Source organism: Mycobacteriales bacterium, assembly GCA_035504215.1.
Taxonomy (GTDB): Bacteria; Actinomycetota; Actinomycetes; order JAFAQI01; family JAFAQI01; genus DATAUK01.
In genome coordinates this window covers 1-24,126 of the sequence record DATJSI010000033.1, presented here as the reverse complement: position 1 = coordinate 24,126, position 24,126 = coordinate 1, and the positions used below count along the sequence as shown (strand labels likewise).

21 protein-coding genes are annotated in these 24,126 nt (G+C 68.5%); 3 read left to right on the top strand and 18 right to left on the bottom strand.

Annotated elements, in window-relative coordinates; all coding sequences use genetic code 11:
• The first annotated feature begins 1,007 nt into the window (after positions 1-1,007).
• Positions 1,008-2,072 carry a hypothetical protein gene (locus VME70_03270; GenBank protein ID HTW19217.1) on the top strand — a complete coding sequence of 355 codons (1,065 nt, stop codon included), beginning with the start codon at positions 1,008-1,010 and terminating at the stop codon, positions 2,070-2,072.
• Positions 2,073-3,610: 1,538 nt separating this feature from the next.
• Here VME70_03270 and VME70_03265 read toward each other — a convergent pair.
• From VME70_03265 to VME70_03220, 10 genes are read right to left on the bottom strand one after another with little or no spacing between them, the layout of a single operon-like run.
• On the bottom strand, positions 3,611-4,285 hold the full coding sequence (locus VME70_03265; protein HTW19216.1) for an alpha-ketoglutarate-dependent dioxygenase AlkB: 675 nt from the start codon (positions 4,283-4,285) through the stop codon (positions 3,611-3,613).
• A gap of 43 nt (positions 4,286-4,328) precedes the next feature.
• A complete protein-coding gene (locus tag VME70_03260; protein HTW19215.1) occupies positions 4,329-5,351 on the bottom strand; it encodes an SIS domain-containing protein in 1,023 nt (340 codons plus the stop codon).
• Positions 5,348-6,343 (bottom strand): BadF/BadG/BcrA/BcrD ATPase family protein, encoded by a 996-nt coding sequence (locus VME70_03255; GenBank protein HTW19214.1) that lies wholly within the window; start codon positions 6,341-6,343, stop codon positions 5,348-5,350. Before VME70_03255 ends, VME70_03260 begins: the two co-directional genes overlap by 4 nt.
• Positions 6,340-7,647 (bottom strand): 6-phospho-beta-glucosidase, encoded by a 1,308-nt coding sequence (locus tag VME70_03250; protein ID HTW19213.1) that lies wholly within the window; start codon positions 7,645-7,647, stop codon positions 6,340-6,342. The genes VME70_03255 and VME70_03250 overlap by 4 nt, the downstream gene beginning before the upstream one ends.
• Positions 7,644-8,666: an ABC transporter ATP-binding protein gene (locus tag VME70_03245; GenBank protein HTW19212.1), complete on the bottom strand. Its 1,023-nt coding sequence runs from the start codon at positions 8,664-8,666 to the stop codon at positions 7,644-7,646. Before VME70_03245 ends, VME70_03250 begins: the two co-directional genes overlap by 4 nt.
• Positions 8,659-9,642 carry an ABC transporter ATP-binding protein gene (locus tag VME70_03240; protein ID HTW19211.1) on the bottom strand — a complete coding sequence of 328 codons (984 nt, stop codon included), beginning with the start codon at positions 9,640-9,642 and terminating at the stop codon, positions 8,659-8,661. The genes VME70_03245 and VME70_03240 overlap by 8 nt, the downstream gene beginning before the upstream one ends.
• Complete coding sequence (locus tag VME70_03235; protein HTW19210.1) at positions 9,620-10,561, bottom strand: ABC transporter permease; 942 nt, start codon at positions 10,559-10,561, stop codon at positions 9,620-9,622. Before VME70_03235 ends, VME70_03240 begins: the two co-directional genes overlap by 23 nt.
• Positions 10,558-11,541 carry an ABC transporter permease gene (locus VME70_03230; GenBank protein HTW19209.1) on the bottom strand — a complete coding sequence of 328 codons (984 nt, stop codon included), beginning with the start codon at positions 11,539-11,541 and terminating at the stop codon, positions 10,558-10,560. Before VME70_03230 ends, VME70_03235 begins: the two co-directional genes overlap by 4 nt.
• A 7-nt stretch (positions 11,542-11,548) precedes the next feature.
• Complete coding sequence (locus VME70_03225) at positions 11,549-13,213, bottom strand: ABC transporter substrate-binding protein (GenBank protein ID HTW19208.1); 1,665 nt, start codon at positions 13,211-13,213, stop codon at positions 11,549-11,551.
• A complete protein-coding gene (locus VME70_03220; protein ID HTW19207.1) occupies positions 13,210-14,193 on the bottom strand; it encodes an ROK family protein in 984 nt (327 codons plus the stop codon). The genes VME70_03225 and VME70_03220 overlap by 4 nt, the downstream gene beginning before the upstream one ends.
• Positions 14,194-14,312: 119 nt before the next feature.
• On the opposite strand from VME70_03220, the gene VME70_03215 reads away from it, so the two are divergent.
• Positions 14,313-15,500, top strand: coding sequence for an ROK family protein (locus VME70_03215; protein HTW19206.1), 1,188 nt, complete (start codon positions 14,313-14,315; stop codon positions 15,498-15,500).
• A gap of 50 nt (positions 15,501-15,550) precedes the next feature.
• Here the strand turns inward: VME70_03215 and VME70_03210 are convergent, their stop codons facing one another.
• The 3 genes from VME70_03210 to VME70_03200 form a co-directional block, all read right to left on the bottom strand.
• Positions 15,551-16,309 carry a DUF222 domain-containing protein gene (locus tag VME70_03210; GenBank protein HTW19205.1) on the bottom strand — a complete coding sequence of 253 codons (759 nt, stop codon included), beginning with the start codon at positions 16,307-16,309 and terminating at the stop codon, positions 15,551-15,553.
• Positions 16,310-16,317: 8 nt separating this feature from the next.
• Positions 16,318-16,785, bottom strand: coding sequence for a DUF222 domain-containing protein (locus VME70_03205; protein HTW19204.1), 468 nt, complete (start codon positions 16,783-16,785; stop codon positions 16,318-16,320).
• Between the two features lie 348 nt (positions 16,786-17,133).
• Positions 17,134-17,859, bottom strand: a complete 726-nt coding sequence (locus VME70_03200; GenBank protein ID HTW19203.1) for a PIG-L family deacetylase — start codon at positions 17,857-17,859, stop codon at positions 17,134-17,136.
• A gap of 59 nt (positions 17,860-17,918) precedes the next feature.
• On the opposite strand from VME70_03200, the gene VME70_03195 reads away from it, so the two are divergent.
• A complete protein-coding gene (locus VME70_03195; GenBank protein HTW19202.1) occupies positions 17,919-19,847 on the top strand; it encodes a glycoside hydrolase family 9 protein in 1,929 nt (642 codons plus the stop codon).
• Here the strand turns inward: VME70_03195 and VME70_03190 are convergent.
• The 5 genes from VME70_03190 to VME70_03170 all read right to left on the bottom strand — a co-directional run.
• Positions 19,844-20,464 (bottom strand): maleylpyruvate isomerase family mycothiol-dependent enzyme, encoded by a 621-nt coding sequence (locus tag VME70_03190; GenBank protein ID HTW19201.1) that lies wholly within the window; start codon positions 20,462-20,464, stop codon positions 19,844-19,846. The two genes, VME70_03195 and VME70_03190, sit on opposite strands and share 4 nt — an antisense overlap.
• Positions 20,465-20,546: 82 nt before the next feature.
• Positions 20,547-21,536: an aldo/keto reductase gene (locus tag VME70_03185; protein HTW19200.1), complete on the bottom strand. Its 990-nt coding sequence runs from the start codon at positions 21,534-21,536 to the stop codon at positions 20,547-20,549.
• Positions 21,537-21,577: 41 nt separating this feature from the next.
• Positions 21,578-22,318, bottom strand: coding sequence for an amino acid ABC transporter ATP-binding protein (locus tag VME70_03180; protein ID HTW19199.1), 741 nt, complete (start codon positions 22,316-22,318; stop codon positions 21,578-21,580).
• Complete coding sequence (locus tag VME70_03175; GenBank protein HTW19198.1) at positions 22,315-23,181, bottom strand: amino acid ABC transporter permease; 867 nt, start codon at positions 23,179-23,181, stop codon at positions 22,315-22,317. Before VME70_03175 ends, VME70_03180 begins: the two co-directional genes overlap by 4 nt.
• A gap of 11 nt (positions 23,182-23,192) precedes the next feature.
• Positions 23,193-24,126: ABC transporter substrate-binding protein (locus tag VME70_03170; GenBank protein HTW19197.1), on the bottom strand; the 934-nt coding region annotated here is incomplete at its 5' end.

Below are 24,126 nucleotides of genomic sequence, written 5' to 3'. Positions count from 1 at the left end.
CCGGTCTCAGAAGCTCATCAACCTGAGGCGAGCAATAGGTGGGGAGCCCTCGTCGCGCTTTCGACGGTGCGGATCTGGGTCGGTGTCATCCGACAAGGATGGCTCGGCCAGTTGTGGTGCTCAGAATGCTGTAGCCGTACCGGTCGTAGAAGATGCACGGTGATGGACTCGCACCAACCGGTGATGACGGACTTGTGCCGACCGGTGCGGGGAGGTCTTGCCGGCCAGCCTCGCCCTCAGAGAGAACCACCCAAAACACCTGACCGTTGAATTGCCCACGCCTACCCAATGGTGATCGGACCCGCGCGAGAAACACCTGATAGCGCGCCTTGCGCTCCAACACGAGTTGCGCGTTGGACCAGGCAACTGCGAGCGAGGACTGAGGCCGGAAGGAAGCCGGTGCCGGCAGCAGCGTCATCGACCCGCCGACGTGAAGAAGCATCGTGAGTCGCGACTGTGCGGGCGGTGCCATTGCCTGAGTCCGAGACGCTGCGACCTGGGCGCACGAGGCCGATGACTTCCAGCCGTACCCCGTAACGACAGCGGGCAACTTCGAGATCGAACCGTGCGAAGACGTGCACCCCGTCACGGCAATCGCCAAGCCTGAGCACGCCAGCACCAGCGACCGGCCCTTCCACCCCACCCTCACGACACAAGAGACTCCCAGGTCCCACCTCTCGTTCCAAGCGACGGGTCCTTGTGACCTGCCCCCACGCCCTGACCGCACCACCGCCGAGATCCACCATCACGGCTCGAGTCCGCGATACGTACCCGTTCGCGAACACCGGATACCGCTCCACGTGTGCACTCGGAGAAGCCGCTCGAGGTTGGCAGTCGTTAAGCCGTAGTGCAACATCAGGGCTGACCAACGATCAGCTGTGTTAGTGACTGCCGGGCCGCCTTCGGGCGATCAGGTCGAGCCCGACGTACCTTGCGGAGTGGCGTCAACGCGGGACCGGCGCCGATCGTTGATTGCTCAGTTCTACCCGGAACCGAGGATGGTCACGATGAGGGCGATCAGGCCGCTGGCGATGGCAGCTGCGGCTGTGCTTGCGCTCTCTCTGTCCCAGGTGGCTGAAGCGTCCGCGACACCCGATCCGCACCTGACCGTGCATGGTCACGACCGGGTGCTCGCGATCACCGGCACGCCCAACTACTTGGTGTACCTGCGCGGTACAGGGCGGCTGATTCCGTCCTCGGCCGGCACGGTCTACGTCAAGACCAACGCCGGTAAGCCGCGCCGCATCGCACACCGAGCTCGAGGTAACCCGACCTGGATCGACGGCTCGATGCTGGTGATCACGACCGGGACAACCCGCTACCCGGTTCGGTTGCGCTGGTGGGACCTGGCGAACGGACAGCACGGGTCGCTTACCCTTCCCGGCAACGAGTTCCCGCTCGCTGCTGCGCCCAACGGCTGGGTCAGCATCCGGCCCGCACCAGGCTCAACCGATGGTGCTTCCCAGCTCATACGACACTCGACAACGGGCACGACCACCGTGCTCGGCGTACCGTTTCCCGACGGTGCCGGGTTCGACCTTTCAACCGGGCCACGCGGACTGGTCGCGTGGACCAACCACGACGCCAGCTCGACCGGCCGCATCGTCGCAATGTCATGGGCCAGGCCGGACCGGTTCCGTACCTTGATCAAAGGCGTGGACCTCGCGAGCTGCCCAAGCATCTCCGCGAGGTACGCCGCGTGCTACCTCCAGCGCGCCACGAGCACAGCGGTTGCTCTGGTCCCGCTCGACGGCCACAAACCCACCCGCACCAGAAAGGCCTGCCCGACCGACCGACCAGCACTGCTCGGCGTCTCGGTGGCGTGGATCGCTAGGCCCACCACGCCGAAGCCGCTGCCGGCATGTGCAGCCGGGCACTTCCATATCCTCACCCGCACCGGCGTGACCAAGACGTCACGGAGAACCTACGAGTGGTACGGGCTCGTCTCCGCGTTCGGTCGCCTCGTGGTCACATCTCGGTCGGAACGCAGCCTCGCAACCCTCACGTCGATCGGCGCACGACCGGTGCCGGTCGTGGCACCGCGAGAACCGACGGGCCGGGAGCCGACGTGAATCGGAGGCGCCAATGAGTCGGCATCTACGAGCGTCGTTCGCCGGTGCGCTGTTGCTGTCAGCGCTCTGCGTATGCCTCGCCTCATCCACCGGCATGGCAAGGAGCGTCACCAACGAACCACGGTTAGCGCAGCGCCTCGAGGTTGGAGCCCCGGGGTATCGCGTCACGGCGCTTACCGGATCGAGCGAGTTCTTGATCTTCGAGAAGTACCGAGTGAGAGACGGGCGACGTCTGAACCCTGGCCGCCTTTACGCTCTGACCTCGCGAGGTAGCCAGATCTACCTGGGTCAGATCACTCGTCGTATGGCTGTGGACCCCATCGTTCGTCACACCTTGGTCGTGCAGCAGTCGGGCACCGGCAAAGTGGCGATCTGGACGCTGCCAGGCGCACGCGCCGTACACCTGCAGGCGCCGTACGGGAGTGATCCGATCGCCGCGGCACCGCACGGTTATCTCACAGTCGCCCAAAGTTTCCCCGCCGGGCCGGAGCGACTGGCGCAGGTAAACATCGCGGGGCAAGTCACTCAGCTCGGCAGTCCCTTCCCGCATCAGGCCACCTTCCAGGTCACATCAGGGGCTCACGGTTACGTCGCCTACGTCCAACGTGTCGAGCAGGCAGGCGGAATCCGCACGGGACATTACGGTGCGCCGCACCAGTTCCATACCTTGCTCTCGGCGTCAGGCCGGCCAGGTGGCTCCCTCTGTGGGCAACCGACGGCGCAGACCGTCGCCTGCCGGACTGCCGGTTCTCGCCGGCCGCTACGTCTCTACCGGCTCGACGGGGGCTCGATCGCGGCGACGTCGAGACACTGTCAAGCGGCCTTCCTGCCGGCGCCAACCACGCAAGGCTCTACCGCCTACTGGATCGGTTGTGCTCACGACCCTCGACTCTGGCAACTTGGCCCCGGAGGCGCGATCGAAGGTTCGCGAGCAACGTACGCACGAGTGACTCCGGTGCATGCACTACACAGCGTGATCGTGACCACTCATTCGAGGCACGCGTTGGTTGCGCTTGGCCGTGCCGACGGTTCACCCCGAGTGCTTGTACGGGTCCGGTGACTGCGGCTTCTGTCAGCCTCTTCGCACGCCACGGGAAGTTGGGCTACGGCGTCAACGCCGCTCCTATGAGGGCTGTCCTGTGCATCGACGCAACTCGTACAGAGTCAGCCTCGTGGACGTAGCCGTCCCGCCGGGCCCGGGTGATTCAGGAGGCGACGGCTGTCCAGCTCCTCGGGACTGAGTAGATCTCGAGGTTCGGTTGCCGGCTGCGTCTCGCACTGCTGATCTGCGGGCACCTGTGCGGTGGCCTCCAACTCGGAGAGCTTAAGGCGATACGGGCTGTCCGCCATGACAACAGTGTGGACCCCGAGCAGCTCGACGGTCTTCAGGTTCCCCGGTGCGTCTGTGGATTGCCGCATCACGATGGCGAGTTGGGGGGCCTCTATGACCCTTAACTCGCCATGGTGGGAGCGATGTCCACAGGTTGGGACGGAGTTTGGCCGTTTGACCACGTTCTAGGCAGGCGAGGCGGCCACCATCATGGGCGGGCGTGGTCGGCCGGGCCTGAGGGTGCCTGCAGCCAGCGTTCGCCGTACGCCGGCTCGGCGTGGCGGATGGTCACCGACATCCGCGCGCCCACCGCCTGCGCGGTCTTCGGAACCGTGTGCTCCCAGTCGTTCTGACACTCCCCGCCCATCACCACGAGGTCTCCGACACCGGGCATCAGCGTGTGCACGATCCGGCTGGTGCCACGGCGACGGAGCTGGAACTTGCGCCGCGCCCCGAGAGACACCGTCGCGACCATCGGCCTGGTCATCGCGTGCCGATTCCGGTCTCCGTGCCACGCCACGCTGTCGCGACCGTCGCGATAGAGGTTGACCCAGACCCGGTCGAAGGTCACCGGATACCGCTCGGAAAGCAGCCGGCACATCTCGAGCAGCACCGCGGGAGCCGCCTCCGCGTCCGTCGACCAGCCCGCGGTGAGCCGTGGCTCCGGCACCACGTTGTCCCACATCGTGACGATCCGCTGCTGCCAGCGGGCGGTCGCCGCAAGCTCCTCGAACACCCGGTCCGAGCCGGACAGCCACCCCGGGCAGTAGTCCACCCATGACGTCTCGTCGAGCTCGATGCGGTGCAGGTCGGCGTACGAGACGTCGATCCTCGGCGGCCCGCCGTCGAGCAACGACGGCTGCCACGACACGTTTGCCTCCACCCGGCCACGGTAGGACCCGGGTACGACGGTCCCCGCCGAACTGTCAGGTCGTCGCGGTGATCTTCGACAACCCGGCTGGTCGGTCGGGATCCATCCCCCGGGCCGTCGCCAGGGCATAGGCGAGCTGCTGCCCGCGCACGGTCGCCGGCACCGCCTGCACGGCCTCAGGCAGCGAGCCGGGAACCGAGATGTCCGCCGCCGGACCGGCCCCGAGCGTCATCAGATCGGCCCCACGTGCGGCGAGCACGTCCGCAAGCTCGGCGATGTCGGCCGCGACCTGCCCGCCGCCGTCGACCAGCAGCACCGGCGTCCCCGGCCCGACCGCGGCCACCGGGCCGTGCCGCAGATCGGCCGCCGACAGTGCCTCGGCGAGCACCCCCGTCGTCTCCTTGATCTTCAGCGCAATCTCCAGCGCGGCGGCATACAGCAGCCCGCGCCCGACCACGAACAGCCGTTCCGACCCCGCCCAGCGCGCGGCCAGCCGCTGCACCGGACCCCAGTCGTCGAGCACCTCGGCCACTGCGAAGTGCGCAGCCTCGAAGTCCGGCAACGTGTACGGCGTCCGGCCGAGCCCGGCGGCGATCATCGCGACCGCCACGAGCTGTGACGTCACGGTCTTGGTCGCCGGGACCGCCCGCTCCGGGCCGGCGTCCAGGGGCACCAACAGGTCGACCGCCTCGGCGAGCGGGCAGTCGCGCTCGTTGCTGATGCCGATCGTCACCGCGCCCTGCGCGCGCATCGCGGCCGCAACCGTCACGACCTCCGGGGTGGCACCGGACTGGCTGAGCGCGACACCGAGCCAGCCGCGGTAGTCGGTCCGAGCGCCGTATCGCGTCGCGAGGCTCGGGGCCGCAAGCGCGGCCGGCCGGCCGCTCGCGAGCTCGATGAGATAGCGCCCGAAGACAGCCGCGTTGTCCGAGGAGCCCCGCGCGACAAGCGTCGTACCGGCCAGATCCTTCGGGACCAGCGCCCTGGTCGCCGCAGTGACCTCGGGCCATCGTGCGACCAGCTCGGCGATGACCGTCGGCTGCTCGTCCATCTCTGCGAGCATCTGCTCGCCCGTCATGCCCATGCCTTTCGTCGCCGCGAAATCGCCTTCCGGACGTCAACGGTGGGCCGCAGGTCGAGCTGGTCGAAACCGATCAACGCAGCCCCGGCAACCGGCGGAGTCCGCAACACGCTGATCTCGGCCCTCGGAGCAACCGCGAGGATCCCGGCCGTCACCGGGCGGTTGAGGCGGACGTGTCCGGCGGTGAGGACGCCACCACCGAGGACGACGTCAACCGCCTCCCGGGTCAGCCGCAGACGTTTCAGCACCGCGCGCACCATCGTGACCAGCTCGTCCACCAACCGATCCACGATGGCGAGCGCCGGCGCATCGCCGTCGTCGGCGGCCTCGAACACGAGCGGCGCGAGCTCGGCCAGCCGCTGCTGATGGATCCGGCCCTGGTAGATCGCGGACACCACAGCGGCGGGCCGCGCGACCCCGAAGTGTCGTGGGACGGTCCGGGTCAGCGAGGTACGCGGCCCGCGGCCGTCCTCGGCGCGGACCGCGGCAGTGAACGCCGCCATCCCGATCTCGTAGCCACCGCCCCAGTCCCCCGAGATGTCGCCGAGCGCCGGGAAGCGATAGGTCCGCCCGGTCGGCGCGACCCCCGCGCAGTTGATCCCCGCGCCGCAGATCAACGCGACCGCCGCGTCACTGTCAGTGCCCGCCCGGAGCATCGCCAGCGCGTCGTTGCGCACGACGAGCCGCTCCGCCCATCCGAATCGCCTCGCCGCGGTCGCGATCCGGCGCTCGTCCGACGGATAGTCCGCTCCGGCGAGGCAGAGCACGGCGAGCTCTGCCACCGGCCCGGAAGGCGCGCGCGCCGCTCGCCGGGCAAGCTCATCGACCAGCTGCGTCGCCTGCTCGAAGTCGCTGTGCGCATGGTTGCTGCCGGGACCGCGCGCCATGCCGAGTACGCCGCCCGCGCGGTCGAGGAGAACCACCTCTGTCTTCGAGTTCCCGCCGTCCACCGCAAGGACGGCGCCGCACCTGGCCGACTCACGGCTCATGTGGCGACGCCCGACAGGTCCCAGCCCGGCAGGTGCGCCCGGTTGGCGGCGAGCAGCCGCGGCAACAGCCGCTCGGCGACTCCCCAGCTCGGGACCAGCGGGTTCGCGAGCAACGCCTCGAGGGCCAGGCGACGGTCACGGCGCACGGCGGCAGCGGCGGCCAGTCGCTCGTAGGCCTTGACCTGACCGACCAAGCCGCCGATCTCCGGTGCGAGCACGGACTGCTTCAGCGCGACCGCGCCGTCCCGAGTGATGCGAGCCGGCACCTCGACCACGTCGTCGTCAGCGAGCCCCGCCAACGTGCCGTCGTTGCGGATGTCGACCACCTGTACGTCGCCGGTGCCCGCGTGCAGGGAGGCGATCAGCGCCGCCGCCGCCTCGCTGTAGAAGGCGCCGCCGCGCTCGGCCAGCAGGTCCGGCTTGCGCCGGAGCGCCGGGTCGGCGTACATCGCGAGCAGCTCACGCTCGATCGCGATGACCTCCTCGGCGCGCGACGGGCCGGCCAGCTGCTCGGCGAGCACCTCGTCCGGCTGGTAGTAGTAGCGCAGGTAGTACGACGGCAGCGTGTGCAACGTGCGCATCAGCTCGAGCGACAGCTCCAGGTGCGCGGCCCAGTGCTCGCCGCCCGCGCCGAGCAGCTCGTCGAGCCGGTCGACGCCATCGATACGGACCGCGCGCTCCCACGTGAGGTGGTTCAGCCCGACGTGCTCGAGCTCGACCCGATCGGGGGCTACGTCGAGCGCAGCCGCGATCCGCCGCTGCAGGCCGATCGCGACGTTGCACAACCCGATCGCGCGGTGCCCCGCGTCGAGCAGTGCCTGGGTGACGATCCCGACCGGGTTCGTGAAGTTGACGAACCACGCGCCGGGCGCGCCGACCCGGTCCAGCTCGGCGGCGAGATCGAGGACGACAGGGACCGTCCGCAGCGCCTTGGCGAACCCACCCGGTCCGGTCGTCTCCTGCCCGATGCAGCCGAACTCGTGCGGCAGCGTCTCGTCGACGAACCGCGCGGTCTGGCCCCCGACGCGCAGCTGGCAGACCACGTAGTGCGCATCGGACAGCGACGCGGTCCGGTCGGAGCTCAGCACGAGCCGGCCGGGCCACCCGCGGTCGGTGAGGATCCGATCGGCGAGCCCGCCGACGACGGCGAGCCGTTCGGCGTCGATGTCGAACAGCACCAGCTCCTCGACCGGCAGCTCCGGCCACCGGTTGGCGAAGCCTTCGACCAGCTCGGGCGTGTAGGTCGACGCGCCGCCGACGACGCACACCTTCAGCCGGCTCGGGATCTCGCTCGGCGCGCTCACGTGCTGGCCCGCTCTCCCTCGGCGACCGCGCGCTGGGCGACGATGCACGCCACGTGCTGACCGGTCCGCACCTCGGCCGGCTCGGGGTCGATGCGGGCGCAGTCGTCGATGGCGAGCGGGCACCGCCAGCGAAACCGGCAACCCGGCTCGGGGTCGACGACGCGCGGCGGTTCACCGATGTCCGAGCTGTGGATGCCGAGCGGGGCCCGCGGGTCCGGTACGGCGTCGAGCAACAGCTGGGTGTACGGATGCCGCGGGTCGGCCAGCACCTGCTCGGTGGGCCCGACCTCGACGATGTGCCCGGCGTACATCACCGCGATCCGGTCGGAGAGATAGCGCGCGCTGGCGATGTCATGCGTGATGTAGAGGAAGGACACGTCCGCCTCGGCGCGGAGCTTCGCCATCAGGTTCAGCAGGCCGATCCGGATCGACACGTCGAGCATCGACACCGGCTCGTCGGCGACGATCAGCTTCGGCCGCATCGCGAGCGCCTGGGCGAATCCCACCCGCTGCCGCTGACCGCCGCTGAGCTCGTGCGGGAAGCGATCGAGCATCGCCTCGCCGGGCACCAGGCCGACCTGGTCGAGTACGCCGGCCGCGACCGAGCGCCGGTCGCTGCGATGCAGGTCGGGACGGTGCAGCGCCAGCGTGCGGAGCAGGCCGTGCGAGACGGGGTACGCCGGGTTGAGCGAGCTGAACGGATCCTGGAAGACCATGGGCACGGCCCGCCGATATCCGAGCACATCGCTCCGGCCGTTCAGCGTCGCGATCGAGCGGCCCTCGAAGAGGATGTCGCCACTGGTGGGCCGGTAGACCATCGCGAGCAACCGCGCGACCGTGCTCTTGCCGCTGCCGCTCTCCCCTACCAGCGCGACGATCTCACGGCGGCCGATCGACAGGTCGACGTCGTCAACCGCATGCAGCGTGCGGCGCGACAGCGCACCGCCGATCTGGAAGTGCCGGGTCAACCGCCTGGTCTCCAGCAACGGCCCGGCGCCGTTCAGGGTCGGCTCAGACATCGACGGTCTGCCGATCGGGGTCATAGAGCACGCACCGGACCTCGGTCACGTCCCGTTGGTAGAGCGCCGGCCGGACCGACGAGCAGATGTCGAGCGCCTGCGTGCAACGCGGCTGGAAGCGGCACCCCGGAGGCGGCGTACCGAGGTCCGGCGGGCTGCCCGGGATGCCGGCCAGCTCCCGCCGCGGTCCGCGAACCGACGGGAAGGCGTCGAGCAGCCCGCGACTGTACGGGTGGAGCGGGTCGTCGAAGATCCGCCGCGTCGGGCCGGCCTCGGCAACCTGGCCGGCGTACATCACGATCAGCCGGTCGGAGAAGTGGCTGACGAGCGACATGTCGTGGGTCACGAAGACAACGGCGAAGCCGAGCCTGCGTTGCAAGTCCTTGATCTGCACCATGAGCGAGCGCTGAGCGACGACATCGAGCGCCGATGTCGGCTCGTCCATGATCACCAGGTCCGGCGTGAAGATCATCGCCATCGCGATCATCGTCCGTTGCCGCATCCCACCGCTGAGCTGGTGCGGATAGCTGCCGAGGTGGACGGGGTCGATCCCGACCAGCTTCAGCACCTCTTCGGACCGGCGCCGGATCTCCGCCCGGTCCTTCGTCCCGTGCGCGCGCATGACGTCGGCGAACTGGGCGCCGACGTCGAGCACCGGGTTGAGCGCGTTCATCGCGCTCTGCATCACCAGCGAGAAGTCCCGCCACCGCAGCGCGCGGAGCTTCTTGCCGGCCAGCGCCACCATGTCGTGGCCCTTGAACTGCACCGAGCCGGCGGTGATCGCGGCCGGCGGGCTGAGCAACTGTGCGACCGCGAACAGCAGGGTGGACTTGCCACAGCCGGACTCGCCCACCACCGCGACGAACTCCCCCGGCGAAACCGAGAAGCTCACGTCATCGACCGCTCGGACCACCCCGCCCCCGGTGAGGTAGTCGACGGTCAGGCCCCCGACCTCAAGCAGTGCGGCGTCGGACACGGATCCTCCGTTGCGGCCGCAGGGCGGGGTTGCTGATCTCGTCGAAGGCGTAGTTGAGCAGAGCGAGCGCCGCGCCGAGCAGGGCGATGCAGATGCCGGGAACGAGCGCCCAGAGGTACTGGCCGGTCTGCAGCGCCTCGTTGTTCTGTGCCCAGTAGAGCATCGAGCCCCAGCTGACGGTGTTGACGTTCCCGAGCCCGACGAACTGCAGACCGGCGGCGGCGAGCACGGCGTAGAGCGCAGCGCCGAGGAAGTTCGCGACGATGAGCGAGGTCATCGTCGGAAGCACCTCGCGCATGATGATGTAGAGAGAGCGCTCGCCGCGGACGCGCGCGGACTCGAGGAACTCGCGGTTGCGCAGCGACAACGTCTGGGATCGCAGCTGCCGCGCGCCGTAGGACCACCCGGTGACGACGAGGACCGCGACGATGAGCCAGAGTCCGCCGTTGCGTTCGTACGCCGCAAGTACGATCACCAGCGGAAACGTCGGGATGACGAGGAACACGTCGGTGACGACCGACAGCACGTCGTCGGCGAGCCCGCCGAGGTACGCCGACGACACCCCGATCAACACCGACAGCACGGTCGAGAGCAACCCGACAAGGAAGCCGATCTCCATCGACTGCCGGGTCCCCCACACGACCTGGGAGAAGATGTCCTGGCCGTAGGCCGTCGTACCGAGCAGGTGGTGCGTGGAGATGCCGGCGAAGCGCCGGAACACCTCGGCGTTCGGGTTGTCGGGTGCGATCAGCGACGGAACGACCGACACGACCGTGAAGATCAGGGTGAGCACGGCACCCACGGTGGCCTTGCGGTTGGAGAGCACCGCCGAGAGCAGCACCGACCGGTGGCCGTGCCGCCCGACCATGACCGGCAGGTCGTCGGTGCCCGTGCGGTCAACCGCGAGATGGATCGTCATTGCGCCGCTCGAGTCCGCGGGTCGAGCCACGCGGTCAGCAGGTCCGCGATCAGCACCGACACGAGGACCGCGACGGTGATCAGAAGGAACAGCGCCTGCATCAGCGCGTAGTCCTCGTTCTGCACGGCTTGCAGCAGCATGTAGCCGACACCCGGATAGGCAAAGACGTACTCGACGAGGATCGCGCCGCTGATCACGAACCCGAGCGACATCGCGAAGCCGGTGAGGTTCGGCAGGATCGCGTTGCGCGACGCGTAGTCGACCATGATCCTCGTCGACGACAAGCCCTTCGCCCGCGCCATGCGGATGTAGTCCTCGGCGAGCGTCGTGACCATGTTGTTGCGCATGGTCAGCACCCAGCCGCCGATCGAGGTGATGAGGATCGTGGCGGCGGGCAGGATCGCATGGCTCAGGACGTCACCGACGAACGACGGCGTGAACGACACCGTCGCGCCGGCGCTGTAGCCGAAACCCACCGGCGACCAGCCGAGCGCGACGGCGAAGATGAGCACCGCCATCATCGCGACCCAGAAGTACGGGAACGCCGAGGTCACCACGAAGATCGGCGGGAGCAGGTTGTCCATGACACCGCCGCGGCGCCAGGCGCTGATCGCGCCGATCGCGGTGCCCGCGATGAACGCGAGGATCGTCGTGATGCCGACCAGCCCGAGCGTCCAGGGCAGGGCCTGGAGGATCACGTGGCTGACCGTCTCGGGGAAGAACGAGATCGAGATCCCGAAGTGACCGGTCAGGCAGTTGCCGAGGTAGTCCACGTACTGGGTCAGCAGGCTCTGGTGGTTGTCAACCCCGAAGGCCACCTCGAGCGCCTTGAGCGCGGCCGGGTTGACCCGGCCATGGAACCGGCCAAGCAACGCCTCCGCCGGATTGCCGGGCATCAACCTCGGGATGAAGAAGTTGATGGTCAGCGCCGCCCACAACGTGAAGGCGAAGAAGCCGATTCGCCGCAAAAGGTACTTCACGGGCGGCTCACTTCGGGTTCAGATGCAGCAGCACGACCTCCACGTCCGGCACCTGGAACGGCGCCGGAAGCGCGATCGGGTCGGACGGATCGTCCCAGCCGGTGAACGACGTCGTGTCGTACTCATAGAAGTCGACCTGCTCCGTCACCGGGATCACAGGGACATCGTCGAGCATGAACTGCTCCAGCCGATCCACGATCGAGTGCTGCGTCGCCAGACTCGTGGTCTCAGCGTACTGATTGATCAACCGGTCCACGGTCGGGTTGTGGTAGCGCTCGTAGTTCGAGCCCGCCGGCTGGCCGATCGGTGCGGAGTTCGGCCCGTAGAGCCACTGCCGCAGCTCGTAGTACGGCGCGGGGCCACCGGTCTCGTCGTAGTAGGCGAGCTGGAACTTGCCCTTGAACAGGTTGTTGTCGAAGTCGTTGTCGGCCTGGTTGTCAACGGTGAGCGACATCCCGCAGGCCTTGATCCCCTGCTGGACCACCTGCAGCGACGCGACCCAGTCCGAGTAGTCGCTGATGTTGATGATCGAGAACGCCAGCTTCTGGCCGCTCGGTGAGACGAAGATCCCGTCGGAACCCTTGTGGTAGCCGGCCGCGGTCAGGATCGACTGCGCCTTCGTGGGGTCGTAGTCGTAGGTGTCCTTCGCCTTCATCGCAGGCGACAGCCAGCTGGCGAAGGTCGGCACCGTGATGCCGGTCTGGTTCGCCGGCGGCTCGTAGCCGTACTCGCCGATCTGCGAGACCCGCGGCCGGTTGACGCAGTAGGCGAGCGCCTTGCGGACCGCCACGTCGTTGAGCGGCGCGACCGTCTGGTTGATGAAGATGCTGACGCTGGTCACCGGCGGGAACCAGTAGTGGTGGTTCGGGCTCTTCGAACCGTAGAAGGCCTGGATGTTCGGGATGAACTGCCCGCCGTACTGTGCCTGCCCGGTGGCGAGATAGGTGTTGGCGGGGTCGTTCGAGGTGAACGCGGGGTAGTTGACCGCGTCGACCTTCGGTAGCCCCTTCTGCCAGTAGTCGTTGTTCTTGACGTAGTGCACGTTCTGCCCGGTGCACTTCTGCATGACGAATGGTCCGGTGCCGACCGGGTTCTTGTCCGTGTAGTTGACCGGGTTCGAGATCTTGCTCCAGATGTGCTCCGGGACGATCCCGGTCTGGTCGGCGATGTAGAACAGGTACGGCACGGCCGCAGTCTTGAAGCTGAACTGCACCTGGTCGGAGCCGACCTGCTTGACACCGTTCAGCACCGCCCACAGTGCGTTGATGTCGAGCGCCGGGTGCTGCTTCATCAGCTGGAACGTGAACACGACGTCCGCCGGCGTGAGCGGCTGGCCGTCGCTCCACTTGACCCCCTTGCGGATGGTGAAGGTGAGGGTCTTGCTGCCGTTGCTGAACGCATACGACGACGCGAGCCACGGCGTCGGCGCGGCCGTGCTGTTCAGCGCATTGATGAACAGCAGCGGCTCGTAGATGAAGCCGATCGACTGGAAGTTGACGTCCGGGTTGTAGGGGCTGAACCCACAGCTCCACAACCCGCCGCTCTCGTTCGAGATGGTCACCGTCGAGGTGCCACCCGAGGTTTTCGACCCACCGCCGGAACTGCCGCTCGAGCAAGCCGCGACGAGCGCGAGCAGAGCGGCCAAGGCCGCCACCAACCGCAACCGCTTCATGGTGCTGTCCTCTCCTCGGGTGGGCGAACGGAGGGTTTCCAGTTCCGCAACGATGAGATCTGCCCGTCCGCCGAGCCCATCAGGGTCTCGACGCCGACGGCAAGCGCGCCGACCAGCGGGGCGTCGTACGGGAAATGCGCGACCATCAGGTCGGGCGGGAACGGCACGCCCGCATCCAGCGCCTCGCGCAACCGCGGCTGCAGCCAGGACCACGAGCCCACCAGCCCGCCCCCGACAGTGACCCGCTGCGCATCGATCGCGGTGGCGAGGTTGACGACGTGGAAGCACAGTTCGGTCAGTGCCCGGTCGACCACGGCGACCGCGGCGAAGTCCCCCGAGTCCGCGCGCTGGAACACCTCGATCGCGTCAGCGGGCCGGCCGGGAAGAGTCGCACCCAACGCGGCCAGCGCGCGACCGCTCACGTGGTCCTCCAGCAGCTCTCGACGATCGACCGGCCGGCCGACATCGTCGAGGGTGCGCAGGTTGTAGGCGATCTCGCCGGCAGCGCCGTGCCGGCCGCGAACGACCGTCCCGCCGACCACGATCGCCGCTGCCAAGCCGGTGCCGAGGTTCAGGTAGATGCCAGGGTCACACCCCTGCAGCGAGCCCCACCGGGCTTCGGCCAGCGCCGCCGCCTTTACATCCGTCATCACGCTGACCGGTACGCCGGCGAACGCCGCGCTCAGCTCGTCCTCGAGGGCCAGGCGCTCCCAGCCGTCGATGGTCGGCGCGAGCCCGACATGGTCGGCCGCGGGGATCCCGAACGTTGCGACGCCGACCGCCGAAAGGGCCGCGCCCGGAAGGTCACGGAGCAGCTCCCGCGCCGCCTCGATCCCACGTCGAAGCGTGACGTCCGCACCTTGACCGCCCGCGGCCGGAAGGGTGTTCGACGCGAGCCGCCGGCCCTCGAGGTCGCACGCACCGACCGCGATCTTGGTGCCACCGAAGTCGACGCCGAGCACGACCGGGGTGACGGTCATCCTGCTGCACCCGATCGGGGCACCGAGCCTCCTTGCGGCTGGCCGACCTAACCGATAGGAAAGTACCCTACCAGTTCGGGGTCAGCAAGAGGGCGGTTCGAATGGTTTACGGTGGCCGCGTGGCGGCGGGGACATCGATCGGCCCCGGTGCGCGACCCGCCCTGATCCGCGAACTCAATGAACGGCTGATCCTCGACGAGGTACGCCGTGTCGGTGCCGCCTCGCGGGCGGATCTCGTCCGGGTCACCGGGCTGTCGAAGCCGACGGTGACGCTCGCGCTCGCCAACCTCCAGCAGGACGGCCTGATCCGGGTCGCCGGCCGCCGCTCCGGGGTGTCCGGTCCGGCCGCGTTGCTGCACGAGGTGCAGCCGGACGCTGGTTACGCCCTCGCGCTGGACGTCGGCCGCGAGTTCGTCCGGGGTGCGATCGCCGACATGTCCGGAACCCGCCGCGCCGCCGCCACCCGGCGTACATCCGCCCGAACCGGTCCGTCCCGAGCCGCCGAGGCGGTCGCGCTCGGCCGAGTGCTGGCCGCCGAGGTCGGCATCTCGCTGGCCGACATCACACAGACGGTCGTCGGCAGTCCCGGCGTGCTCGACCCCAACCGGGATGCAATCACGCTGGCCCGCAGCCTGCCCGGCTGGGAGCGACCCGAGGTGCTCGACTGCCTGCGCGAGGCCTTCGGCGAGACCGTGGTCTTCGAGAACGATGTCGATGCCGCCGCGATCGCGGAACGCGAGCACGGACACGGTCGCGATGTCGAGAGCTTCGCCTTCCTCTCGATCGGCACCGGCATCGGCATGGGCCTCGTGGTCGGTGGCAAGCTGCACCGCGGCGCGCACGGCGCGGCCGGCGAGATCGCATACCTGCCGATCAGCGATGGCCTCGGCGCCGACCTGAAGGACGCCCGACGGCGAGGTCCACTTGAAGCCGCGGCCTCCGCCGCCGCGATCGTCCGGGCCGCCCGGCGGGTCGGGATGCCGGGCGCGCTGTCGGCTCGCCGCGTGTTCGCGGCTGCCGCAGCCGGTGACCGGCTGGCGGGCTCGGTCGTCGCCGAAGAGGCCCACGTCGTCGCGCGTGCGATCTGCGCGGTGGTCGCCGTCGCCGACCCGGCGCTGATCGTTCTCGGCGGCGGCGTCGGGCAGGCGCCGGGCTTCGCGGCCGCCGTCGCAACCCAGCTACGCGCGATGAGCCCGGTCGTTCCCGACGTACGCGTCAGCGCCCTCGGCGACGACGCGGTCGTCGACGGCTGCCTCGCTGAGGGAATGGACCGAGCCTGGGCGCTACTCACCGCCGGCGGCCGCTGACACGACCAACGCCGCGATCCAGCTACGAAATGGTTCCGGGCGGGCCGTGTTCATTCGCGCCAGATGTGGATCTTGTTGTGTTCGTCCTTGCGGATCCGCCATCGAGTGTGGTGGACGACCCAATGATGGAGTTCACATAGGTGGATCCCGTTGGTCTTGTCGGTGCGTCCGAGCAGCGCCCAGAAAATCTGGTGGTGGATCCGGCAGCGGGATAACGGCGCCTGGCATTTCGGCCAGCGGCAGCCCTTGTCCTCGATCCGTAACGCGCGGCGTTGCGCCGGGCTCCAGGTCCTGGTGCTGCGACCCAGGTCCAACACTTCGCTGTCCCCGCCGAGCACGGCCGGGATGATCCCGGCGTCACACGCGATCCGCCGGGCGGTGGCCGGGGTGAGCGGGGTCCCGTTCATCGTGACCGGGTCGCCCGCCCCGCCAGACAACCCGCTGGTTGGCTCGCCGATGAGCCCGCTCCCGGGCTGCTCGGTGTGCGCGGCCAGCTCGGCTTTGAGCTGGTCGTAGCCGATGGTGACGATCACCTGGGGTTTCTCCCCACCGGTCTCGGGCAGCCCACCGGCGGCCATCGCGTGCTCGGCGAGCATGACCAGCCCATCCGCGGCCCGCTGCCCGGCGCTCCGGTCATCCTCCGGCCCGGCCTTGCCGAGCAGCGGCGCCAAGGCGGCTTTGATGGCGGCGGCGCCGGTCGGGTCGAGCATCCCGTCAACGGCGACCATCCCGTCGAAAGTGTCGGCGAACCGGACCCAGCGGGCGTCGAACTTCCGCTGCGCGGCGGCCTCAGCGTCATCATCGGTCAGCCGGGTGATCAGCTCGCGGTGAACTGCCCGAGCCGGCCCGGGTCACACACCTCGCTGGCTTTCACGAGCTCCTTTTCGATCACATCCCGCAACCCGGCCGGCGCCTTGGCGACCGCATACGTGATCACCCGGGCGTGCTCAAGCGTGAGCCGGCCTGCGCCCAAGGCGGTGTCGATCTCCCGGTGTTCGGGCAGGCTCCTTGCGACGGTCAGGTACCGGCTGGCGTCGCGACCGCTGAGCAGCAGGTCCTCGACCAGCCAACCTCGGGTCGCCCGGCCGGCCTCGTCGACAGTGGCGTCCCGCACGTCGATCACCTGCAGCTGCCGGACCAGGACCGCGTCGAGCTGGTTGCGCAGCTGCAGCAGGATCTCGGTCGAGTTGGTCAGCTCGATGTCCGCCAACGCGTGCGGGTCTTCGGCGAGCAGCTCGTGCACGTCCTCGGCGATGCGAGTGACCGCGGGCCGTGGCGTGTACATGAGAAGAACTGTAGATTGAGGGTCTGACAGTTTCCGGGCTGAAAACCGTTGGTACACAAAGGAAGTTGAGGTATTTCTTGTCCACAGCTGTGGACGAGAACGCGGCCGTCCACAGATCGTCGCCAACCTTTGACAACCACCATCGCGACCGTCATGAGCCAACGACGAGAAGGCACCTACGGTCGAGGGGTTCTTTCTGCTATACCCCGCTGAAACGCGAAGCCGCGTCCACAGAAGCGTGGGCGCATCACCGTGTTCATGAGCTGAACCGTCTCGGCCGCGCCGAACTGAAACGATGAGTCACAGCGACCATTCGACCAAGTGCTGAGCACGAACATGCCCCGTTGATCAAGGCAGTTCGAGCGGGTCACCGACGGGCTGCCCTCTCAGCGGGTCGTCCACGTCGAGCACACGTGACCGGCCGGCGTACCAGTTCCCGTCGCGATGGATCGCCTCCGTGAACAGCTCGGCGTACGGCTTGGTGCTCGCCGCGGCCGAACCGAAGCCGAAGACCCGCTCGCTGCCGAGTACGGCGTTCGCGGCCGCAAGGCCTTCGACCAGGCGGCGGTAGTCGTTGCGTTCGTTCTCACCTCGGTACGCCGCCAGCGCGTCGAGGGCACGCTGCAGGTCGTCCGGACCGTGCGGGACGTAGAGCGTCGGCCGCTCGAGTGATGCCCAGAGTCCCCAGGTCCACCACGCCGCCGGGGTCGCGGCCACCTGCAACGCGGCGCCCACGGCTCGCCCGACCACCTCGTGCGACGGGTGCCCGTCACGTGCCTGCGGCGAGACGACCAACGCCGGACGTTCGCGCCGGATCGCGTCAGCGACGGCTTCAGCGCACACTGCTTCGCCGCCTGCCAGCGCGTCGACCGCACGCTCGAGCCGGTATCCGCCACGCCTCGACGCGTCCACCGCCTCCGCAAGTCGCCGTTCCTCGTCACCGGGGCGCCCGGCGCTGAGCAGCAGGTTGACGGCCGACCACCCGCGCGCCGCGAGCGCGCGAAGCGTCATACCGGGCGCGATCGCCTCGTCATCCGGATGCGGCGACACGTGAAGGACCACCTTGACGGGCACGCACACCGCCCTTAGCGTCACGAACAGGAAAGTTTCCTACCAACCGTAGAGGAGCCGCGATGCGCCGCCGCGGTCGGGCCACGGCAGTCATTGTCTCGCCGATCCTGGTCTGCGCCGGCGTCGTCGGGACCGCGACGACGGCGTCATCGGCTCCGGCCAAGGCCGAGCTGCGAGTCGACTCGGTCGGCTTCCTGCCCGGCGACGTCAAGCATGCGTACCTGATGACCGGCGTGCCGGTGTCCGGAGTCCACTTCGCGGTCGTCGACTCGCATGGGTCAACCGTGCTGTCGGGACCGATCAGCTCGCACAACCGCGGCAAGTGGAGCGCGTCGTATCCGGACGTCTACTCGCTCGACTTCTCGGCCTTGACGGCGCCGGGCAGTTATCACATCGTCGCGAGCGGGCGGGTGAGCGCGACCTCGCAGAACTTCCAGGTCGAGTCCGCAAAGGCGCTCTACGGCCCGATCATCGCCAACGGCGTCAAGTTCTTCCAGGCGCAGCGCGACGGCAAGGACCAGGTCGACAAGGCGCTGCACCGCAAGCCGTCCCACCTCAATGACGCCCATGCCCTGGTTTACCGCGAGCCCGACTACCCGCACCCGAACAGCGACGACACGATCAAGGGCAGGCATCTCGAGCGGGTCGCCGACCATGCGGTCGTCAATGTCGAAGGTGGTTGGTTCGACGCCGGCGACTATCTGAAGTTCACCCACACCACGGCGTACGCCGATGTCCTGCTCTATGCGAGCCGGCGTGCGCTCGGGTCGGCCGCCCCGCCGTCGCTGCTGCGCGAGGCCGAGCACGGTGAGCACTGGTTGCGCAAGGTGTGGGACGAGAAGTCGAAGACCCTCTACCTCCAGGTCGGGATCGGCACCGGTAACGAGTCCGGCTCGTTCTACGGCGACCACGACCTGTGGCGGCGGCCGCAGGTCGACGACCACGACACGTCGAAGCGCGATCGGTACGCCGCCGCTCACCGCCCGGTGTTCCGCGCCGCGCAGCCCGGGCATCCGATCAGCCCGAACCTCGTCGGGCGGGTGTCCGCGGCGTTCGCCATGGCGGCGCAGGCCGACGCGAGGGCGCATACCGCGCGGGCGCGGTCGGAGCTGCAGGCAGCAACGTCCCTCTACGCCATGGCCGCGACCAAGCACCCACCGCACCCACTGATCACGACCGACCCCCGCGAGTACTACCCCGAGACCACCTGGCACGACGACATGGCGCTCGGCGCAGCGGAGATCGCACTCGCCGACCTCGACCTTCACCGGCCGGCCAAGACCTGGGTCCAGGCGTCCGCTCGCTGGGTGAAGGACTACATCGCCGGCGGCAGCACCGACACCTTCAACCTGTACGACACGGCCGCGCTGGCGGAAGCCGACCTGCTCACCGCCATGCACCGCGACCGGGCGCACGGGACCTTGGACATCAGCCGGGCGGCAGTGCTGGCCAACCTGCGCAAGCAGATCCACGAAGGGATCTCGCATGCCGACCACGACCCGTTCCGAGCAGGCGGCGACTACGACAACTTCGACGTCGACTCGCACACCTTCGGGCTGATCTCGACGGTCGAGATGTACGACGCCGCGACCGGCTCGACGGCGTACCAGAGCTTCGCGACCGAGCAGCGCGACTGGCTGTTCGGTGCGAACGCGTGGGGCGCAAGCTTCATGGTGGGCGAGGGAACGAACTTCCCGCGCTGCATGCAGCATCAGGTCGCGAACCTGGCCGGTTCGCTCGACGGCAAGCCGCCGCTCGTGCTCGGCGCGGTCGTCAACGGACCGAACTCGGCCGGCATCTTCGCCGGCGGGCTGGGCACCCGTCAGGACGGGATGCGCAAGTGCCCGACCGGTCCGGAGCCGTACCAGGCGTTCAACGGCAGGGGCAGCCGCTACATCGACGACGTCCGGTCATGGCAGACCGACGAGCCGGCACTCGACATGAGCGGCGCGGCGGTGCTGGCCGGAGCGCTCGAGCTCGCCGCGCACTAACGGCTGCGCAGCTCCTCCACGCCTGGCCCGCTGAGCTCGTCGAGCGCCGCTTTTCGGCCGGATGCCGCGAGCAGCAACGACATGACCGGACCCTCGACCAGCGGCCCGCTACCGATCGAAACCGAGGTGTCGGTCGCGCGAAGGGTCACCCCGCCCACCCGGTCTCGACCGCCGATGATCGCGTTGCTCTTCGAGTAGAAGGTCAGGGTGCGGGCTACCTCGGCGAGCGGGTAGTCCCGCTTGATGCCGAGCGGCCGGCGGATGTCCTCGCCGTGACAGAACGCCTCGCCGAGCCAGGTGTCCTTCGGACCCGGCGGCGCGCTGGTCCGGCCGATGACCGCGCGAAACTCCGCAAGCGTCGCCTCCGGACCCTGCGCGCCCTCCAACGCCACCTGGCCGGCGGTGAACTTGTTGAAGTTGAACCCGGCGCCGGCGAAGCGGGCGACGAACTTCGGCGGCGTCATCTTCGCGGCGGACAACAGATGCGCAAGAACGTCGTGAACGTCCCATTCTCTGCACATGGTCGGAAGCCGCCACTGCTCCGGGCTGAGCCCGGCCAGGTCATCGGCGAGCGCGCTGCGCTCCTCGTGAATCGTCGGCCAGACACTCGGCGCCATGTTCCCTCCCCCACCCTCGATGACAACAACGATCATCATCCCGACGCACGAACCGCCGCCAGATCGACAACTGCTCCGCCGGTCAGCGCTCCGGGCTGTCGCCGTAGGCGTGCTGGTACGGGTAACGGTCACCGGAGGTCTGCGGGCCGAGCGCGTCCAGCCGAGCGAGCTCTTCCGCGGTCAGCGTGATCTCGGTGGCCGCGACGTTCTCCTCGAGGTACTTCACGCGCTTCGTCCCAGGGATCGGCACGACGTCATCGCCCTGCGCAAGCACCCAGGCCAGCGCGAGCTGCCCGGGCGTGCACCCCCGGGTCATGGCCAGCTCCCGGACCTCGGCCACGAGGTCGAGGTTGCGCTGGAAGTTCTCACCCATGAAGCGCGGGTTGTTGCGTCGGAAGTCATCGGGACCGAAGTCGTCCGGGCTGGCGATCGAGCCGGTGAGGAACCCTCGCCCGAGCGGGCTGAACGGCACGATGCCGATCCCGAGCCGCCGGCAGGTCCCGACAACGTCGTCCTCGAGCTCGCGGGTCCACAGCGACCACTCGCTCTGCAGGGCGGCGATCGGATGCACGGCCATCGCCCGCTCAATCGTCTGGGAGCTCGCCTCGGACAACCCGAGGTAGCGCACCTTGCCGGCCGCGACGCACTCGGCCATCGCACCGACGGTGTCCTCGATGGGTACGTCGGGATCAACCCGGTGCTGGTAGTAGAGGTCGATGTAGTCGGTGCCGAGCCGGCGCAGGCTCGCGTCGACCGCCGACCGGACATAGTCGGGGTGGCCGTTGACCCGCATCACGTTGCCGTCGTCTCGCGAGAGCGAGAACTTCGTCGCGAGCACGACACGGTCGCGACGACCCACGAGGGCCTCGCCGACGAAGGACTCGTTGTGCCCGTCGCCGTACACATCGGCGGTGTCGAAGAACGTGATGCCGAGCTCGAGCGCGCGGTCGATCGTCGCCCGGGCTTCGACCGGGTCCGCCTCGCCGTAGGACTGGGACATGCCCATGCAGCCCAGACCGAGCATCGAGACCTCGAGGCCACTGCGGCCGAGCGTGCGGGTAGGAAGGCTCATGGCTCTATCTAATAACCCGTGCGCGGACGGCTATCCAGCGGTCAGTGGTGCAACACCCGGGAGAGGAACTGCTGAAGCCGCGGATGGGTCGGCGCGTCGAGCACCTGCTCGGGCGGGCCGGCCTCCGCGACCACGCCGGAGTCGAGGAAGCAGACCTCGTTGGCGACCCGGTGCGCGAAGCCCATCTCGTGCGTCGCCATCACGATCGTCATCCCTTGGTTCTTCAGCTCCCCGATCAGGTCGAGCACCTCACCGACCAGCTCGGGGTCTAGCGCGCTCGTCACCTCGTCGAGGAGCAGCACCCGCGGCTCGCTGGCAAGGGCACGCGCGATCGCGGTTCGTTGCTGCTGCCCGCCGGACATCCGGTCCGGGTAGGAGTCGACGTACGCCGCAAGGCCGACCCGCGCGAGCAGCTCGCGTCCGCGCTCCTCGGCCTCGGCCTTCGGCCGCTTCCCCACCACCCGAGGCGCGAGCGTGACGTTCTGCAACGCGGTCATGTGCGGGAACAGGTTGAACGCTTGGAAGACGACGCCGATCCGCCGGCGCACCAGGTCGGCGTTGACGCGGGGGTCGGTGATCTCCTCGCCGTCGAGCAGGATCTCCCCGTCGGTGACGACCTCCAGCAGGTTGATGCAGCGAAGCAACGTCGACTTGCCGGACCCCGAGCCGCCGATGAGGACGACCGCCTGCCCGTCGTACACAGTCAGGTCGATGCCGTTGAGGATGCGCGCTTCGCCGTAGTGCTTGTGAACACCGCGCACCTCGAGAACCGGGGCGGTCACACCACTGCGCCCGCCTGCTGGCGGCGATACGCCCGCAGGTTGTACCAGTCTGCGAACCGGCCGGTCGGCGCGGCGATGCAGATGAACAGCAACGCAGCAATGACGTACGGCGTGAAGTTGAAGGTCAGCTGGTTGTCGATGTTGGCCTGCTGGATGGCGTCGGTGACCGCGCCCACGATCGAGATCAGGCCGACGTCCCGCTGCAACGAGACGAAGTCGTTGAGCAGCGCGGGAATGACGTTGCGGATCGCCTGCGGCAGGACGACCAGCCGCAACGTCTGCCGCTGAGTCAGGCCGAGCGAGCGGGCAGCCGCGCGCTGGCTCGGGTGCACCGACTGGATGCCGGCCCGGAACACCTCCGTGACGAACGCGCTGTAGGACAGGATGATCGCGAGCGATCCCCAGACCGCCGCCGAGTTCGTCACGTGGTGCAGCCGCAACGACGGGAATCCGACGCCGAAAAGGTAGAGCAGGATGATCGTCGGACAACCCCGAAACAGGTCGACGAACAACGCAGCGGCGATCCGCAACGGTGCCAAGACGGGGCTGATCGACGTCCTCATCGTCGCGACGATGAGCGCGATCGCGAGGATGCTCGGCTCGGCGATCACCAGGATCTTCAAGTCGACGAGCAAGCCTTTGAGGATGTCCGGGGTGTCATGCCGGAACGAATGACCGGACAGGAAGGTCTCTCGCGCCGACGTCCAGCCCGGTGCATGGCTGACCCCCAGCCACACCGCCACAGCGAAGACCAGCGTGCTGACCACCGCGACACCGGTCGATCGGCGCTTGCGCTGTTGCCGGTACTCGCGACGCCACTGCTCCTTGTCGGAGAGCAGGACGTCCGCGCCGGTGGAGCTCACGATCGGTCGAGCTAGTGGAGCACGGGGGCGTTGGCTTCTTTCGCCAGCCACTTGCTCTGGATCTTCGCCAGCTCACCGCTCGCCTTCAACGCGTCGACCGCCTTGCTGACGCACGACGTCAGCGGGCTGCCCTTCGCGAGCAGGGCGCCGAACTGCTCGGGATGTGCCCCCGGCGCGAGCTGACCCACGATCACGCTGCCCTTGACCTGGGCGGAGGTGATGTAGAACGCGGTCGGCAGGTCGACGACGAGACCGTCGATCTGCCCGTTCTTCAACGCCTGGATTGCGAGCGAGTTGCTGCCGTAGAACGCGTGCGAGGACGGCTTGATGACGTCGCTGATGGTCTGCTGGTCCGTCGTACCGGTCTGCGCTCCGAGCTTCAGGCTCTTCAGCCCGGCGAACGTCGTCACCGACGCGGCCTTGCTGCCCTTCATCGCGACGATCGCCTCGGCCACGTTGTAGTACGGCGCGGAGAAGTCGACCGCCTTCTCGCGTGCCGCGGTGATCGAGAACTCGTCAAGGTCGTAGTCGAAGTCCCGTGCGGCCGGGCCGATCGCCTGGGTGAACGTGATCCGCTTGATCTTGATCTGGGCGGGCGTGTAGCCGAGCTTCTTCGCGATCGCGAGGTCCACCGCGCTTTCGAAGCCGTTGCCGTCGATCGGCGTCTTGTTGTGGTTGAACCACGGCGGGTAGACCGGTTCGTCGACGCCGATCGTGATGTTTCCCGACGAGACGGTCTTCAGCGTGCTCGGTGTGCAGCCAGGAATCCCGCCCGCTACTGCGGAGGGCGAGGCGCTCGCTGCGGCGGATGGCGAGCTCGCCGGCGGAGTGCCGCCCGAGCTCGAGCTGCCGCAACCGGCAACCGCCACCCCCATCGCGGCCAGTGCCGCCACGCTCAGTCCGACGCGATTCACAACGCTCCCCTTTTGGTACGACGCAACTGCA